Below are 14,312 nucleotides of genomic sequence, written 5' to 3' on the forward strand. Positions count from 1 at the left end.
GCTGAAGGCTGAAAGGAAGAGAAGCTGAGAGTCTAAGATCTACTTTATACTTTGAGCTTGCCGACTTCGCCAGAGTGGCTACGACGGCTGAATGAGCTTTGAGCTTCCATATCCTCAGGCATTTCCCTCTTTAGTCGAACGAAAAAAGTACTTCCCTCACCAGCCTTTGACTCGAAAGAGATCTCGCCGCCGTGTTCGCGTATGATCTTTTGCGTGACAAGTAAACCAAGCCCCGTGCCTCGCCCTGCTTTTGTGCTGAAGAACCTGGTGAAGAGTTTTTTCTTTACCTCGTCAGTCATCCCCGTTCCATTGTCAGAGATCTCAAAGAGGATGGTTTCTCCGGCGTCAGCCTCGGTTTCAAGCCTGGTCCGTACGGTGACCTTCCAGGCTTTGGAGGAGGTGTCTGTATCGTAGATACATGCATCAATAGCGTTTGAGATCAGATTCAACAATACCCGGTAAATGCCATCCCGGTCCAGGTATGCCTCTTTCAGATTCGGATCAACAAGCTGGATAAGCTTGACACCATTTTCTTCAGCCCTCTTGTGGAGAAGTTCAACGATCTCTGAGACGATCTCGTTGGGCCTGCATAAAGTTGGTTCGGGCATCCTTTCTTTGGAGTATGTCAAGAGGTCCAGGACAAGGTCTGAAACTTTCTCGGTATTGCGACGGACCATGGCCCATCCGTTTTCAAGCATACTGGGTTTGTCCTTGGCCATGCCTGTATCCACCATGTACATGCCGCCGCGCAGACCTGTCAGGATATTCTTGATGCAGTGGGCCAATCCGGCTACGGTTTCTCCGATAGTGGCAAGTCGCTCGGTTTTTATCAATTCCCCCTGTGCCTGCCTCAACTCCACCGTACACTCTTCAACCTTGTGCTCCAGGTTTTCCCTGTAGTCCTTTAACTGTTTGTTTATGGCTATCTTTTTTTGGGCCCTTTGGAGGGAAAGCAGGAGGACTTCATCTCGTATCGGCTTGTTAATAAAATCTGAAGCCCCATGCTGAAGCGCTGATATGGCTGAATCTATGTCGCCGTGACCAGTGATAACGATAACCTCGGCTTCATTGTTCGAGGCCTTGATCCTTTTGAGCACCTCTATGCCATCCATGCCGGGCATCCTGATGTCAGTTAGGATAAGCTTGGGGCCCTGCTCCTCAAACATTTTTAACCCTTCTGCGCCGTTTTCAGCAGTGATTACGTCATATCCTTCGCTGGAAAGGGAGATATCCAGCACTTCCAGGATCGGCCGTTCGTCGTCAATGACTAAGATTTTTGTCAAGCTGATAGACCTCGTTCTTCTGAATGGATCGGAAAGGAAACCTTAAATATGGTGCCAATATCTGAGGAGAGCTTTACCTCGATATCGCCCCCGAAATCCTTGACCAGGCCATAGGTAATTGAGAGCCCCAGGCCGGTTCCCTTTCCGACCTCCTTTGTAGTGAAGAAGGGTTCAAATATTTTCTCGCGAGTTTCTTTGGACATGCCCTCGCCTGTATCAGCGACCAGAGCAACCACTTTGCTCCTTTCCTGGTATGTGGTAATCGTAAGCTTCTTGATTGCCTCCGGCCCCTTTGCGTCCATGGCGTCTCTGGCATTTGTTACCAGGTTCAGGAAGATCTGTTCCAGGCGGTTCTTGTCGGCAAGAATCTTGCCGAGGGGTTCATCCAACCTCAGACTCACTTCGATGTTTCGCAGTATGAGCTGTTGGCCAATGATGGTAAGTATATCCCGGATAGGGTCGTTGAGGTTCACCGGATATACTTCCAGGTCGCTCTTTCGGCCAAACTCTCGCAGGTGGTTGATGATGCTGGTGGCCCTGTCCACCTGCTCGCCTATATTGCGGCTCACTTTTAGTAACCGTTCATCAGAGATTTTGCGCCCGTGTTTTATCATCTTGGCAAAAAAGTCAGCTCCGACCCTGATTACATTCAAGGGCTGATTGAGTTCGTGAGCAATACCGGTTGCCATCTCACCGAGTGTAGCCATTTTGCCGGCCTGGATTAGGTGAGCCTCCTGTTCAAGACGTTCAGTGATATCAACAGTTCGGATAACGTAAAAGAGATCGGATGGTTCATGCTTGAGTTCTTGAAGTGTTGCGGTCCGGGAATGGAAATTGATATAGAAATTTTCACCGTCCTTCCTCCTGGCCCACAACTTGGGGATGAAGAGGGATTCCTCCTTGGAAAAGCCGTGAAGATGTTTCCGGAGTCGATCTGCGCTGTCCGCATCAAACAGTTCGAGAAAGGACATTTCCAGTAGTTTTTCGTGGTCATATTGATATGTAACGCTGGCGGACTTGTTCGCATCCAGGATCCTGGCCGATTCCACATCGACCATAAAAATCGGATTCGGATCGTAATCAAAGAGAAGGCGATATTTATCTTCAGATGTCATAGACCTTGACAGGATCAATGATAGGGTGATATACAATGGTTCGTAGAAGGTTTAATGTTGACCGTTCTTTTTGTTGTCAACGACTTCCTCTACAGATGTAACCGCTTTTTCTGACCGGTCCTCAAGCTCATATAAGTTGACTACATATCATAAGAAACTAATGCGTTCAAAGTATTCTTTTTTCTTCCAATTAGCTCTTTCAAACCCGGGCACTTTGTGGTATATTTAGGTTTTTAGTCAAGTAAGTCATAGGGGTTTTGGCGGTTATCATTGAAAGGAGGAGAAAAATGTCCAAGAAAATATTGATCGTGGACGATGAGCCGGATGTTATCACCTTTGTGAGTGCGGTTATGGAGGAGAACGGTTATACAACTATCGGCGCCAGCGACGGGGTTGACGGGCTTGAAGTCTTGAGGAAGGAGAAACCGGATCTGGTATTGCTCGACCTGATGATGCCGAAAAAAAGCGGTATTACCATGTTCCAGGAGTTGAGAAATGACCCGGACATGAGCCACATCCCGGTAGTCGTTATAACGGGAGTCTCTGAGGTGACGGGCGTGGATTTCAGAAACTTCATGTACAAACAGCCGATGCGGGATGAGAAGAAATTTGTCGAGACTACAGGATTGACAAGATACACGATTCCTGACGGCTATATTGAAAAACCGATTGATGCCGTTGAGTTGTTAAAGGCCGTCAAAGAAGCGTTGAAAGAGTGAGGTCTGGCAGCGTTTTACAATGTGAGAATTGTCCTGACCGGGTCTCCGGTCAGGACTCTGGGAGTCATCCTGAGAGGGTTTTTCAGCCATTAATCAATCGTAGAGGATACGTTTGGCAGCACGAACCAGAGTTCTTTGATGCTCTTCCATTTTTGCCTCGTCTCCCCGGCGTCCACAAGCGTGTTGGAACACGCTTTCAGCCTCGTGGAGATACCTCATCCTTGGGAGTTCTTCACGCCAGTCAGCAAATATCTCTGTCGCCTTCCGTCGAATATATTGTACCCGCCCGTGTGCTTTCCATGTCTTTGTGCAAACAGGAGAACGTCGCTTCAGTACTATGATAGAGACCACGGCAGAGAGCAACCCGGACATGGGTGTAAACGCTCTCTATCGATGGGCAGTTTGACAAGCGATCACCTGTTATTGTACAGATAAATCAAAGTTTTGTTGTGAGATTCCTTACGTAGTTTCCATCCATGAGTCGTGTGTAGAAGCTTGGTCGCTAGATGAGTTTACAATCAAGCAATGAGGGATTTTTCCCTGAAGCCATTTCTGGATGGAAACGAAGCAGGAGCAAATGATGAAACAGGACAAAGCGCTCAATGTAGCCATGGTGGGTGGCGGTCTGGGGTGTAAGGCGATTATGGATATGATACTTGCGGAGAAGTTCAAGGGACTCCGAATGAAGTTGCTTGGAGTAGCCGACATCAATCCGGAGACCGTGGCGTGCCGGTATGCACGTGAACAGGGCATTTACGCCACAACAGACTACCGCGATTTCTACAGGCTTGAGAATCTCAATATGATCATCGAGTTAACGGGTTCAGACGATGTGGCCAACGAGATCTCCCAAACCAAGCCGGATCACGTCCGATTGATGGATCATGTTGTTGCCCGCCTTTTCTGGGATGTTTTCCAGATTGAGGAAGAAAGGATTGCAGAGCGCAGGCGGGCGGAACAGGCTTTGCGGGAGGACGGTCGCTTCCTCCAAAGCCTCTTCGACGCTATCCAGGATGGGATGACCATTCTAGATTGTGAATTCAATATTATTCGCGTGAGTCCTTGGTTGGAGAGCATGTATACTTCCCGGATGCCGCTGGTTGGCAAGAAATGCTACGAGGTCTACCAGCAAAGGGAGGCTCCTTGTCCCGGATGCCCGTCACTTCGTACCCTTGCGACAGGCGAGGCCAACAGTGCAATCCTTCCTTATCCTTCAGAAGACAACACCATACAGTGGATCGATCTTTCTGTGTTTCCCCTTAAGAATTCAAGCGGCCGTGTGGTGGGCATCATTGAGTACATGAAGGACATTACGCAACGCAAGCGGGCCGAGGAAGCGTTGCAGGAGAGCGAGCGGGAACTCCAGAGAAGGCATAACGAACTTCAAGCCATCAATCGCGTTCTTTTTAGGGTGACCAAGGAATACGATCTGAAAGGAATGTGTGACGTCCTGTGGCATATCATGGAAGATTTTTATCCCGGTTTCGAGAGCTGGCTTTTCCTGCTAAGTCCCAACCGAAACAGCTTCTATTTCCCTCGGGCGGGCAAAGTGGACATTATGGAAACCTGCTATGATCGAGCCAAAAGGAAAATCAAGAGCCTGAAGTTGGAAGACGCCTTGCGACACTTGTTGAGCAACGGGAAAATGACGCCAATGTGCTCAGGAAAGAAGAAGGGCGATTGCCCGGCCGCCATACGAGAGCTGGCAGCGGGATTTCGTACCTGGATAGCCGTACCTGTCGAAGTAGAAAACGAATGCCATGGCCTCTTCATGCTCGGTTCATCTTCCGCAGATATTGAGGTGGAGCACGATTTCGCCTTTGTTGAAGCCCTGATCCGTCAGATTTCCGGTGTGATTCGTTACCAGATCTCTAAAGAGGTCAGAGAGGAAGCATTCAAGAAGCAGTTGGCCGGATTAGATGGGTTCATGGGCATTGTTGGCCGCAGCCAGCCTATGCAGGAAGTCTACGGGCTGATCCAAGCGGTAGCCGCCTCTGGCAGCACAGTCCTGATCACGGGGGAGAGCGGCACGGGCAAGGAACTGGTTGCCCGTGCCGTCCACCGGGTGGGCAGATACAAGGATACCCCGTTCATCGTCGCCCATTGCTCTTCGTTTGTCCCGACCCTGGTCCACTCAGAGATTTTCGGGCACGAAAAAGGGGCCTTCACCGGGGCCATGAGTCGAAAGCGGGGGCGGCTGGAAAGGGCCCAGGGGGGCATTCTTTTTTTGGACGAAGTGGCTGATTTGCCGCTGGACACGCAAGTGCTTCTGCTGCGATTCTTACAGGACAAGAGTTTCGAGCGCGTGGGAGGAGATCGTCCTGTGGAGGTCGATGTCAGGGTCATTGCAGCCACGAACAAAGACATGGAAAAGGAAATGAAAGCAGGCCGTCTGCGCGAAGATTTTTACTATCGTCTGAACGTCATACCGATAAGGCTGCCTTCCTTGCGGGAACGCATCACGGATGTGCCGCTGCTGGCGAATCATTTTCTAAAAACGTATTGCCTGATCGAGGGAAAAGACATCATGGGGTTTGATACTCAGGCCATGACACTGATGATGGACTATGATTGGCCGGGCAACGTGAGAGAGCTTCAAAACACGGTGGCCAGATGCACTGTGTTGGCTTCCGGAGACCACATTGGGGCAGACGTGCTCCCTGACAGGATTAGGAGTCGAGCAGGCGCTGCCAAGGAATTCTCCCTGTCAAAGAATGAAAGGGATCTTATTGTGAGTGTCATGCGAGAGTGCAGTTGGAACAAGAATAGGGCTGCTCGCCTCTTGGACATAAGCCGAGGCACGCTTTACAGCAAACTTGAAAAGCACGGTATTCGACCGTGAAGACAGTAGGGGATGAGCGAGCATCTTGTACAATTCGATTTCCTATGTTGTATTTTAGACAGTCGTTAACTTGCCGAAGTAACAGGCATAGTAGCCTATTGATCTTTTTTTGCGTCGGATACTGAACACTTTTTACCAACCCTTGTCGATCCTTCCTTTCTCCCTTCCTTCCTCAAAATAGCCCATAACATTAAATAGTTATTCAAATCAGATCCATTTCTAAAACGCATTCTGAGCCCTGGCACGCAATTTGATTATGATGTAGCTAGCTTGGCTGTCTCCCTGTAATGCCTCATTTGAGTTCTTTCGTAAGTGGAACAGACGGCTCTTTTTGGGACAGGAGAAGCAAGCCCACTCTAGTCCAGGGCGACAGTCTCTTCGGGCTCAATAACCTCGAGAATTTGTCTTCCTGGGGCATCCCGCCCTTGGATGGCTAACGAGGGGAGAGGGCGTATGGATTACGGATTTGTTGTCATTACGCAGGATCGGGGTTTTGAGAAAGTCATGAGAAGGATCGCGAATCATTTTGGTTACGAGTTGAGACGTTACGAGAACTGTGCGGATTTCATCGCAAAGCCTGGCGGTAACGATCAGGGTGTGATCGTCATCGATGCGTCTATTTGTACCCAGCCACGCTTAATGGATTTGCAGATGGTCTTAAGTGAGGCTCCGGCTTGGCAGGTGCTATATGTGCCCCGTACCAACAAGAAAGATGAGATCAAGGAGGCCATGGGCCTTGGAGCGTTTGGCTGCCTCCACAAACCGATTAGCGAACAGGAAGTAAGACAGATGGTACAATCAGCCCTGGGAGTGTGAGTTAAGGACATGGAAACAATCACGTCAATTAAGCCCGTACTGGCCGTATCTGCCTCTCTTTTTTGCACGCTTTTCATTATTGTTTCCAGTAAGAGACCGAATCTGAGGGAGGGCTGGACCTTTCTGGCTGCGGTGACAAAGTTTGGTATTGTTGCTTCCATGATACCGGTGGTCTTGGGGGGACAAGAGATCGTCTATAATCTCATAGATATCGTGCCGGGCGTAGGACTGGCATTCAGGGTGGATGCCCTTGGATTGCTTTTTGCGCTCGTATCTTCTTCACTCTGGATCATCACATCTGCCTATTCCATAGGCTACATGCGAGGACTCGACGAGCACAGCCAGACCCGGTATTTCTGTTTTTTTGCCCTGGCTCTGTCGGCCACCATTGGGGTGGCCTTTGCTGCGAATCTCCTAACGCTTTATCTTTTCTACGAAATGCTTTCCCTTGCCACTTATCCCCTGGTGACTCACCACCAGGATGCTGAGGCCCATAGCTCAGGGCGCAAATATCTCCTCTACATCATGGGGACCTCTATAGCGTTTGTCTTACCTGCCATGCTGATATCCTACGATCTTGCCGGCACACTTGAGTTTTCAAAGCAAGGCTTTTTGGCAGGAACCGGATCCAAGGCCCTGATCGGGTTCCTTTTGCTCCTGTTCATCTTCGGATTCGCCAAGGCAGCGGTTATGCCGTTTCATTCATGGCTGCCTGCAGCCATGGTGGCGCCCACGCCGGTGAGCGCTTTGTTGCATGCGGTGGCCGTTGTCAAGGTGGGGGCCTTTAGCATCCTTCGTGTGATAACCGGTGTTTTTGGCACAGAACTATTATCCTCGCTCCATTTTGGCACGGTCGTCTGTTATGTGGCTTCCTTTACTGTCATAGTCGCCTCACTCATTGCCCTTTCTCAAGACGGCCTCAAGCGACGTCTGGCCTTTTCAACGATCAGCCAGCTTTCCTATATTGTACTCGGGATAGCACTCCTTTCCTCAACAGGGATGATTGGCAGCATGGTCCACATCTCTATGCATGCCTTTGGCAAGATAACTCTGTTTTTTTGTGCCGGGGCTATTTTTGTGGCCACCGGCAAGAAAAATATCAGCGACATGGTCGGGTTAGGAAAAAGGATGCCGGTCACTATGACTGCCTTTTTTATCGGCTCCCTGAGCGTTATAGGGCTTCCACCTTGTGGTGGTTTTATAAGTAAATGGAATCTTTTGTTGGGGACGCTCGAAGCCCATCAAGTCGTTATGTTGATTGTCCTTCTCGTAAGCACTTTGCTAAATGCTGCGTATCTTTTGCCGATTGTTTACAGGGCCTTCTTCTGCAAGAAGGAGGAGTCTTTGTTTGAAAATAGAATCAAAGAGGCTCCCAGGTGGTGCGTCATCCCACTTGTGTTGTCGGCAGTGGGTTCTATCGTTTTGTTTTTTTATCCCCAGCCTTTTTTTGACTTAGCTGAGATAGCAGTCCAAAGCATGCTAGGAGGGTAGATTAAGATGAGTAAAGAGAAAATGATCCTTTCTCATGAACCCGTACCAGGATACAGAAAGTTTTTTCATCTCATAGTCCTTGTAGCTGTTCTATATCTGGCTATCATTTTTCTTAGGTCTTTTTTGTAACCAATTTCGTGACAAAAGACAGGGAGCTGGCTTCGATGAAAAAAGAACTCAAGATTTTTGACAAACCGGAAAACGTAAAGAAATTTCTGGGTTTGTTTTATGCATCCCTGGTAGTGCTTCTCATCGTTGATTTTTTTGTCCATAAGCATGCTGAGTTTCCATGGGAAGGCGCCACGGATTTTTTTGCAGTGTATGGGTTTATCTCTTGCGTGGCCCTCATTTTCATAGCAAAGGTCTTACGCTTATTTGTCAAGAGGGACGAGGAGTATTATGATTAGTTCGATTCCCCCAGCAGCAATATTTATTGGCGGCGCCCTTTTTGTGCCTTTCTTAAGGGGAAAGCTCAAATCCGCCTTTATGTTGTTCCTGCCTGTTCTTGCCTTTGCAATCCTTGTGAACATGCCGGAAGGTAAGTACTGGATTGTCAAGTTCCTGGGCAACGATCTCATCTTCGGCAGGGTTGACCGGCTCAGTATGGTTTTTGGATATATATTTACGATTATATCCTTCATAGGGATTCTTTTTGCCCTGAAAGTAGAAGACGACCTGCAGCACGTATCGGCGCTAATGTATGCCGGTGGCGCCCTGGGTATTACTTTTTCAGGTGATTTTTTGTCTCTCTATGTGTTTTGGGAATTACTGGCAATCAGCTCCACATTTCTGATCCTTGCACGCAGAACAAAAGCATCGCAAGGCGCAGCCTTCAGGTATGTCCTTGTTCATGTTTTCGGAGGGCTATGCCTTCTGGCGGGCATCATGATCTATATCCACGATTCAGGCACAACAGAGTTTAGTTACATAGGGTTGAGCGGCATAGGTTCCTGGCTGATATTTATCGGGGTTGCCCTGAATGCTGCTATCCCTCCACTGCATCCGTGGCTTCAGGACGCCTATCCGGAAGCAACAGTAACGGGTGCGGTGTTTATGAGCGCTCTTACTACGAAGAGCGCAGTATATGTGATGGCAAGGACTTTCCCGGGTACCGAGCTCCTGATATGGGTCGGGGCCTTCATGACGGCCATGCCCATTTTTTATGCGGTCCTTGAAAATGATATTAGGCGGGTGCTGGCCTACAGCCTCATTAATCAGGTTGGATTTATGATGTGTGGGATCGGCATCGGGACGGCATTGGCAATCAATGGCACTGTGTCCCATGCCTTTTGTCATATCTTGTACAAGGCCCTCCTTTTCATGTCAGCCGGTTCTGTTCTGCATATGACCGGAAAGATAAGATGCACGGACCTGGGTGGTTTGTATAAAACCATGCCTCTGACCTGCCTGTTTTGTATGATAGGCGCGGCATCCATCTCCGCATTTCCTCTTTTTAGCGGCTTTGTTAGTAAATCCATGATTATCAGTGCGGCGGCGTACGGAAAATTGACCGTTGTATGGCTCATTTTACAATTTGCTTCGGCAGGCGTGTTTCACCATGCTGGCATAAAGGTGCCTTTTTTCACATTTTTTGGTCATGACTCGGGCATAAGGACAAAGGAACCTCCCCTTAATATGCTCCTTGCTATGGGCATTGCTGCCTTTCTGTGTGTTGCGATCGCGATATTTCCAGGTCCTCTCTATAACATTCTTCCTTACCCGGTTGATTACGTGCCTTACACCGGGGCTCATGTGGTGGGTCAATTGCAATTGCTGATGTTTGGCGCCCTGGCCTTCTGTCTTCTCATACTCTCCGGGTATTATCCTGCTGAAATGAGAGCTATGAATCTTGATACCGATTGGTTCTACCGCAAGGGGGGACGTCTTTTTTACTATGTCGCGAGCATGATTTTGAATGGCATTAACGCGCTTTCTGACCGGGCCATTGCCCGTGCGATTCCAGTATGGTTGGGCCGGCTAAGTAGGACACCGATTAGCTCGCTCGTGACACTTTATGTGAAAGCAACGGGAAAGGGTCCTGCTGCCGTGGTGGCGGTCGAGGGCGAGAGAGAGACAAGGCCGGAAGCAACCAGCCTGGCGCCCATGGGTGCAGCTGTATTCCTGTCCCTGGTCTTTCTGTTTTCGCTTTTTGTGGTCTTTGCCTTTGTGGCGTAACGAGAGGCGATTTTTGTCTGCCCTGTTGCAGGCCGCAAAAGCCTGAGCAAGCCCAAAGACATATTCGGAGGGTATCCTGATGGGAAAGACCATACTCAGTGTGGATGACGAAGATCACGTAAGGGAATTTGTTTCTACCGTTCTGGAAGAGAATGGCTACCTGCCCATACTGGCAACAAATGGCGAAGAAGCTATGGATATAATAAGACAACAGAAACCTGATTTGATTATCATGGATATCTTAATGCCAAAACAGAGTGGAATCAGGATGTATCGTGAACTGAAGACCTCTGAGGTTCTCAGAAATATTCCGGTCATCATATATTCCGGGGTAGCTAAGAGGACAGCATTGCGCGCACAGGCGGCCCAGGCGGAATTTATGGGCGAGAGCGTACCCGATCCAGATGCATATCTGGAGAAGCCGGTGACACCGGATCGTCTGGCAGCTACTGTAAAAAAGATATTAGGTTAGGATGCATTTGATGAATTTGCCGACAGGGACGAAGTAGGTCAGTGATGCAGATAAAAAAATTACTGTATGCCACAGCCGTCAGGCAGCCAAAGTTTTCAGAAGTTCAGCGCTTTATGGAACTTCGCACACTGGGGCTTGAGGAAATCGTCTTTTTGCATGCAACCAAAGTGGAAGGCTGGGAAACAAGGCTCGCCGAAGACGGCATTAACTCGAGGGCCTTTGTGGTGGAAGGGCAGATGGTGCGTAGTATCTTGGATGTAGCCGACCGAGAAAAGGTTTCACTAATTGCAGCCAGCCTCAAGAGGGATGTAAGTGGATGGGTCCGCAGATCCCTGACAAAGGATTTGCTCAGATCATCCCGCGTGCCTGTGATCATCTTGCCCAAAAATGTGGAAGCGCCCGGGTCCGCACAAGAGGGTATGTTTACACATGTCATATTTGCTGATGACTCGTCGGTTGCCTCTGAAAAGGCCCGCGGTTATTTGCTAGAATTCAAGGCGATCATCAAGGAGCTGGAGATCGTCTATGTCTTAGCCAGAAAGCTATCTGTAAGAGACATGGGAAATCTCAAAGAGAGGCTTTCGCAGACACGGAAGACATTTTTGGATCACGGGATCGATGCCGAAGCCCATGTTTATGCGGGCAAGCCGTCTGAAGAAATCATGCTGGCGGCCAGGGATTATGACGCCACGTGTATCGTCATGGGGACCACTGGCAAGTCTCCCCTGAAGGACCTTTTGTCCCAAAGTCACTCTTGTCGGGTGGCAGAGGCATCTGTGGTGCCCACACTGGTCATCCCTTGATTCCTGGGAGGATCTGCCAAAGGAGACGAAGATGGAAGTGACCTTACTGATGGAGGCCACAGAGAACGCTTTCAGGATTCTGGAAAAGGCCAGGGGGAATGCTCTAGGCATATTAGATACAGCCGTTCAGTTTACGGGAGAGCAGACCCGGTTTCTTGAAGAAAGTAGGTGGGAGGTTCTAGTTTCCGGGGCCCAAAGAAGAAAAACGCGATTTCAGAACTTCGTTGGAACGGCTTTTATTCTCTTTGCCTTCTGGATGTTACTCTCAGGACATTTTGATGCGTTTCATCTCACGCTTGGAGCCATCTGTTGTGGTCTGGTGGCATACCTATTCCATGACTTGTTATTTGCCAACGTGAGGGTCGGAGACATGCGCATCGTGGTGGCCAGATTTATTTCGTATATTCCGTGGCTGATTAAACAGATTGTGTTGTCCAATCTCCACGTGGCTTCTGTGGTACTGCGTTACAGAATGCCAATAGATCCTCAGATAGTGACGTTCAAGACAAAACTGGAGACTGATATCTCGAGCGTCACCCTGGCAAATTCCATTACCCTGACGCCCGGGACCATTACAATGGATATCAGGGATGGGGTGTTTTACGTGCACGCCTTGGACCAAAAGGTTGCCGATGATCTGAATGCCGGTGAGATGGAAGACAGGGTGGCTCATATATTCATGGAGGCGGATCATTTGTACGTGCAGGATATCTTGGATGCTGCGCGGATATATCAAGTGCTGCGTGTATAGATAGTGCTTGACCGAAGGGTCTGTTTTTTCGGTAAAAATCCGAAGCAGATACTGTTCTCAAGGCGCAAGCCGCAAATACGAAACAAGGACAAAATAGAAAGGCTCCCATGGCAAAAAGATCGGATTCGCAACGTGTGGGTTAGGGTTATTTTATCATTGGGTATTCGGATGTTGCCTGAACATGGCTTTTCATTCAGGCGCCAGACGGCCTCGAAGAAACCAGGTCGTTGACATGAAAGGGCACAGAATGACACGAGACAGCCAAGACGTAATTGTGAAGACACTCGCCAGGTTACTTGTTTCTTTTATTGTGGTCTATGCCCTCTACGTGGTCATGCACGGCCATCACAGCCCAGGAGGAGGCTTTCAGGGGGGTGTGATTTTGGCGGCCGGTTTCGTGTTGTTAGGTATAAGCCACGGTTTTGAAAAAACAAGGAAGCGGATGTCCGAAAAGCTGGCAGGGGTCATCAGTAGTATTGGCGTCCTTGTTTACGGGGGCATCGGGGTCCTTTGTCTGATCCTGGGTGGAAATTATCTCGATTATGGGAGGCTGAGCAAGCTTCTTCTGGTTACAGAGGCCGAGGCAAGGTCACTGGGGATCTTGGGTATCGAGATCGGGGTCGCCTTGGCGGTCATGGCGGTCATGTGCGTGGTCTTTTTTGCCATATATACAGCAGGGGAATCCTCTGGAGATGACAGGAGTGTGAAATGACTCAATTTTTCTTGATTCTGGGTGTGGGGATGTGCGTCCTGGTGTTATTTTGTTTATACCGGGCCACGTATGGACCTAATGTCTTGAACAGGGCTGCCGGAATTTCTGCCATCGGCACAAAGACGTTGATCATCCTACTCCTCATGGGCGTTATCTACGACAGGATAGACATGTTTGTCGACATCAGTATGGTATATGCCCTATTGAATTTCATAGGGACGGTGGTTTTGGCAAAATATCTTGAAACGAGCGGAGAAGCATCATGCTAGTCAAAGACGTTATATGCATATTACTGATGTTGGTTGGTTTCTTCTTCTTTACCACGGCCACCTTGGGCCTGCTGCGTCTGCCCGATTTCTTTGCAAGGCTTCACGCCACCGGCAAAGGAGATACGCTCGCTGTCCTTATATCACTCATAGGGCTTGCCGTATACCAAGGGTTTTCACTGACCAGCGCAAAGATCGTTTTTATTGCAGTCTTTATGTTCCTGGCGCAACCCACAGCTACCCACGCTATTTCAAGGGCGGCGTTTCGGTGTGGCGTCCAGCCGTGGACCCTGCTGGAAGGAGGCAAAAAATGATCCTGGCATTCGACTTAATCCTACTTCTTTTTGTCTACATATGTGCCATAGGGGCTCTTATGACAAGAGATCTCTTGAGCGCGGTCGTCATTCTTGGCGCCTATAGCTTCCTCATGTGTCTGCTTTGGACTGAAATGGCCGCCATTGACGTGGCCTTTACGGAAGCCTCTGTGAGTGCAGGTATCGGGACGGTGCTTATGATCGGAGCTGTGAGTAAGACAAAAAGGAGGTCAAAAGATTGAAAATTCTAAGCCTTATTAGCGCGGTTCTTGTAGGAGCTGCACTCATATACGGGACTCTCGACATGCCTCATTGGGGTGATCCCCATTCCCCTGCCAGCGCTCATGTGTCGCCTTATTACGTTCGCCACAGCATGGCAGATACGGCAACTCCCAACGTGGTGACCTCGACCCTGGCCGACTACAGGGGCTATGACACGCTGGGGGAAACCACGGTTGTCTTTACGGCTGGCATGGCATGCATATTGTTATTGAGAATAGGACGTAAGAGCCGGGGGAAGCGCCATGTTTGAATTCGTGGTTAACCATTACAA

Annotated in this window: 17 protein-coding genes; 14 read left to right on the plus strand and 3 right to left on the minus strand. The window is 49.2% G+C overall.

The window, feature by feature from the left end; all coding sequences use genetic code 11:
* Positions 1-44: 44 nt before the first annotated feature.
* Both JW883_13705 and JW883_13710 read right to left on the minus strand, forming a co-directional pair.
* Complete coding sequence (locus tag JW883_13705) at positions 45-1,289, minus strand: response regulator (GenBank protein MBN1843321.1); 1,245 nt, start codon at positions 1,287-1,289, stop codon at positions 45-47.
* Positions 1,280-2,398: a PAS domain S-box protein gene (locus JW883_13710; protein MBN1843322.1), complete on the minus strand. Its 1,119-nt coding sequence runs from the start codon at positions 2,396-2,398 to the stop codon at positions 1,280-1,282. Before JW883_13710 ends, JW883_13705 begins: the two co-directional genes overlap by 10 nt.
* A gap of 287 nt (positions 2,399-2,685) precedes the next feature.
* On the opposite strand from JW883_13710, the gene JW883_13715 reads away from it, so the two are divergent.
* Positions 2,686-3,117, plus strand: a complete 432-nt coding sequence (locus JW883_13715; protein MBN1843323.1) for a response regulator — start codon at positions 2,686-2,688, stop codon at positions 3,115-3,117.
* A gap of 93 nt (positions 3,118-3,210) precedes the next feature.
* On the opposite strand, the gene JW883_13720 is transcribed toward JW883_13715, so the two are convergent.
* Positions 3,211-3,489, minus strand: coding sequence for a hypothetical protein (locus JW883_13720; protein ID MBN1843324.1), 279 nt, complete (start codon positions 3,487-3,489; stop codon positions 3,211-3,213).
* A 205-nt stretch (positions 3,490-3,694) separates the two neighbouring features.
* On the opposite strand from JW883_13720, the gene JW883_13725 reads away from it, so the two are divergent.
* From JW883_13725 to JW883_13785, 13 genes are all read left to right on the plus strand, one after another.
* On the plus strand, positions 3,695-5,959 hold the full coding sequence (locus JW883_13725; protein ID MBN1843325.1) for a sigma 54-interacting transcriptional regulator: 2,265 nt from the start codon (positions 3,695-3,697) through the stop codon (positions 5,957-5,959).
* A 453-nt stretch (positions 5,960-6,412) separates the two neighbouring features.
* Positions 6,413-6,775, plus strand: coding sequence for a response regulator (locus tag JW883_13730; GenBank protein ID MBN1843326.1), 363 nt, complete (start codon positions 6,413-6,415; stop codon positions 6,773-6,775).
* 9 nt (positions 6,776-6,784) lie between these two features.
* A complete protein-coding gene (locus JW883_13735; GenBank protein ID MBN1843327.1) occupies positions 6,785-8,266 on the plus strand; it encodes a monovalent cation/H+ antiporter subunit D family protein in 1,482 nt (493 codons plus the stop codon).
* 164 nt (positions 8,267-8,430) lie between these two features.
* On the plus strand, positions 8,431-8,673 hold the full coding sequence (locus JW883_13740) for a hypothetical protein (GenBank protein MBN1843328.1): 243 nt from the start codon (positions 8,431-8,433) through the stop codon (positions 8,671-8,673).
* Complete coding sequence (locus JW883_13745; protein MBN1843329.1) at positions 8,666-10,441, plus strand: Na(+)/H(+) antiporter subunit D; 1,776 nt, start codon at positions 8,666-8,668, stop codon at positions 10,439-10,441. The genes JW883_13740 and JW883_13745 overlap by 8 nt, the downstream gene beginning before the upstream one ends.
* A gap of 79 nt (positions 10,442-10,520) precedes the next feature.
* The gene (locus JW883_13750) at positions 10,521-10,913 is read left to right on the plus strand and encodes a response regulator (GenBank protein MBN1843330.1); all 393 of its coding nucleotides are present in this window, start codon (positions 10,521-10,523) and stop codon (positions 10,911-10,913) included.
* A gap of 44 nt (positions 10,914-10,957) precedes the next feature.
* Positions 10,958-11,716, plus strand: a complete 759-nt coding sequence (locus tag JW883_13755; protein ID MBN1843331.1) for a universal stress protein — start codon at positions 10,958-10,960, stop codon at positions 11,714-11,716.
* Between the two features lie 49 nt (positions 11,717-11,765).
* The gene (locus tag JW883_13760) at positions 11,766-12,467 is read left to right on the plus strand and encodes a Na+/H+ antiporter subunit E (protein ID MBN1843332.1); all 702 of its coding nucleotides are present in this window, start codon (positions 11,766-11,768) and stop codon (positions 12,465-12,467) included.
* A gap of 181 nt (positions 12,468-12,648) precedes the next feature.
* Positions 12,649-13,179 carry a Na(+)/H(+) antiporter subunit B gene (locus JW883_13765; GenBank protein MBN1843333.1) on the plus strand — a complete coding sequence of 177 codons (531 nt, stop codon included), beginning with the start codon at positions 12,649-12,651 and terminating at the stop codon, positions 13,177-13,179.
* Complete coding sequence (locus JW883_13770; protein MBN1843334.1) at positions 13,176-13,448, plus strand: pH regulation protein F; 273 nt, start codon at positions 13,176-13,178, stop codon at positions 13,446-13,448. The genes JW883_13765 and JW883_13770 overlap by 4 nt, the downstream gene beginning before the upstream one ends.
* Entirely contained in the window at positions 13,442-13,759 is a 318-nt protein-coding gene (locus tag JW883_13775; GenBank protein ID MBN1843335.1) for a monovalent cation/H(+) antiporter subunit G, read from the plus strand. The genes JW883_13770 and JW883_13775 overlap by 7 nt, the downstream gene beginning before the upstream one ends.
* Positions 13,756-14,001 (plus strand): DUF4040 domain-containing protein, encoded by a 246-nt coding sequence (locus JW883_13780; GenBank protein ID MBN1843336.1) that lies wholly within the window; start codon positions 13,756-13,758, stop codon positions 13,999-14,001. The genes JW883_13775 and JW883_13780 overlap by 4 nt, the downstream gene beginning before the upstream one ends.
* Positions 13,998-14,291 (plus strand): hypothetical protein, encoded by a 294-nt coding sequence (locus tag JW883_13785; GenBank protein MBN1843337.1) that lies wholly within the window; start codon positions 13,998-14,000, stop codon positions 14,289-14,291. Before JW883_13780 ends, JW883_13785 begins: the two co-directional genes overlap by 4 nt.
* Positions 14,292-14,312 lie beyond the last annotated feature (21 nt).

The sequence above is a fragment of the Deltaproteobacteria bacterium genome (assembly GCA_016930875.1).
Taxonomy (GTDB): Bacteria; Desulfobacterota; Desulfobacteria; order Desulfobacterales.

Excerpts from the sequence above, each read along its gene's own strand:
- JW883_13710 (MBN1843322.1), bottom strand. The coding sequence starts at position 2,398 with ATGACATCTGAAGATAAATATCGCCTTCTCTTTGATTACGATCCGAAT.
- JW883_13715 (MBN1843323.1), top strand. The coding sequence starts at position 2,686 with ATGTCCAAGAAAATATTGATCGTGGACGATGAGCCGGATGTTATCACC.
- JW883_13720 (MBN1843324.1), bottom strand. The coding sequence starts at position 3,489 with ATGTCCGGGTTGCTCTCTGCCGTGGTCTCTATCATAGTACTGAAGCGA.
- JW883_13725 (MBN1843325.1), top strand. The coding sequence starts at position 3,695 with ATGATGAAACAGGACAAAGCGCTCAATGTAGCCATGGTGGGTGGCGGT.
- JW883_13730 (MBN1843326.1), top strand. The coding sequence starts at position 6,413 with ATGGATTACGGATTTGTTGTCATTACGCAGGATCGGGGTTTTGAGAAA.
- JW883_13735 (MBN1843327.1), top strand. The coding sequence starts at position 6,785 with ATGGAAACAATCACGTCAATTAAGCCCGTACTGGCCGTATCTGCCTCT.
- JW883_13740 (MBN1843328.1), top strand. The coding sequence starts at position 8,431 with ATGAAAAAAGAACTCAAGATTTTTGACAAACCGGAAAACGTAAAGAAA.
- JW883_13745 (MBN1843329.1), top strand. The coding sequence starts at position 8,666 with ATGATTAGTTCGATTCCCCCAGCAGCAATATTTATTGGCGGCGCCCTT.
- JW883_13750 (MBN1843330.1), top strand. The coding sequence starts at position 10,521 with ATGGGAAAGACCATACTCAGTGTGGATGACGAAGATCACGTAAGGGAA.
- JW883_13755 (MBN1843331.1), top strand. The coding sequence starts at position 10,958 with ATGCAGATAAAAAAATTACTGTATGCCACAGCCGTCAGGCAGCCAAAG.
- JW883_13760 (MBN1843332.1), top strand. The coding sequence starts at position 11,766 with ATGGAGGCCACAGAGAACGCTTTCAGGATTCTGGAAAAGGCCAGGGGG.
- JW883_13765 (MBN1843333.1), top strand. The coding sequence starts at position 12,649 with ATGGCTTTTCATTCAGGCGCCAGACGGCCTCGAAGAAACCAGGTCGTT.
- JW883_13770 (MBN1843334.1), top strand. The coding sequence starts at position 13,176 with ATGACTCAATTTTTCTTGATTCTGGGTGTGGGGATGTGCGTCCTGGTG.
- JW883_13775 (MBN1843335.1), top strand. The coding sequence starts at position 13,442 with ATGCTAGTCAAAGACGTTATATGCATATTACTGATGTTGGTTGGTTTC.
- JW883_13780 (MBN1843336.1), top strand. The coding sequence starts at position 13,756 with ATGATCCTGGCATTCGACTTAATCCTACTTCTTTTTGTCTACATATGT.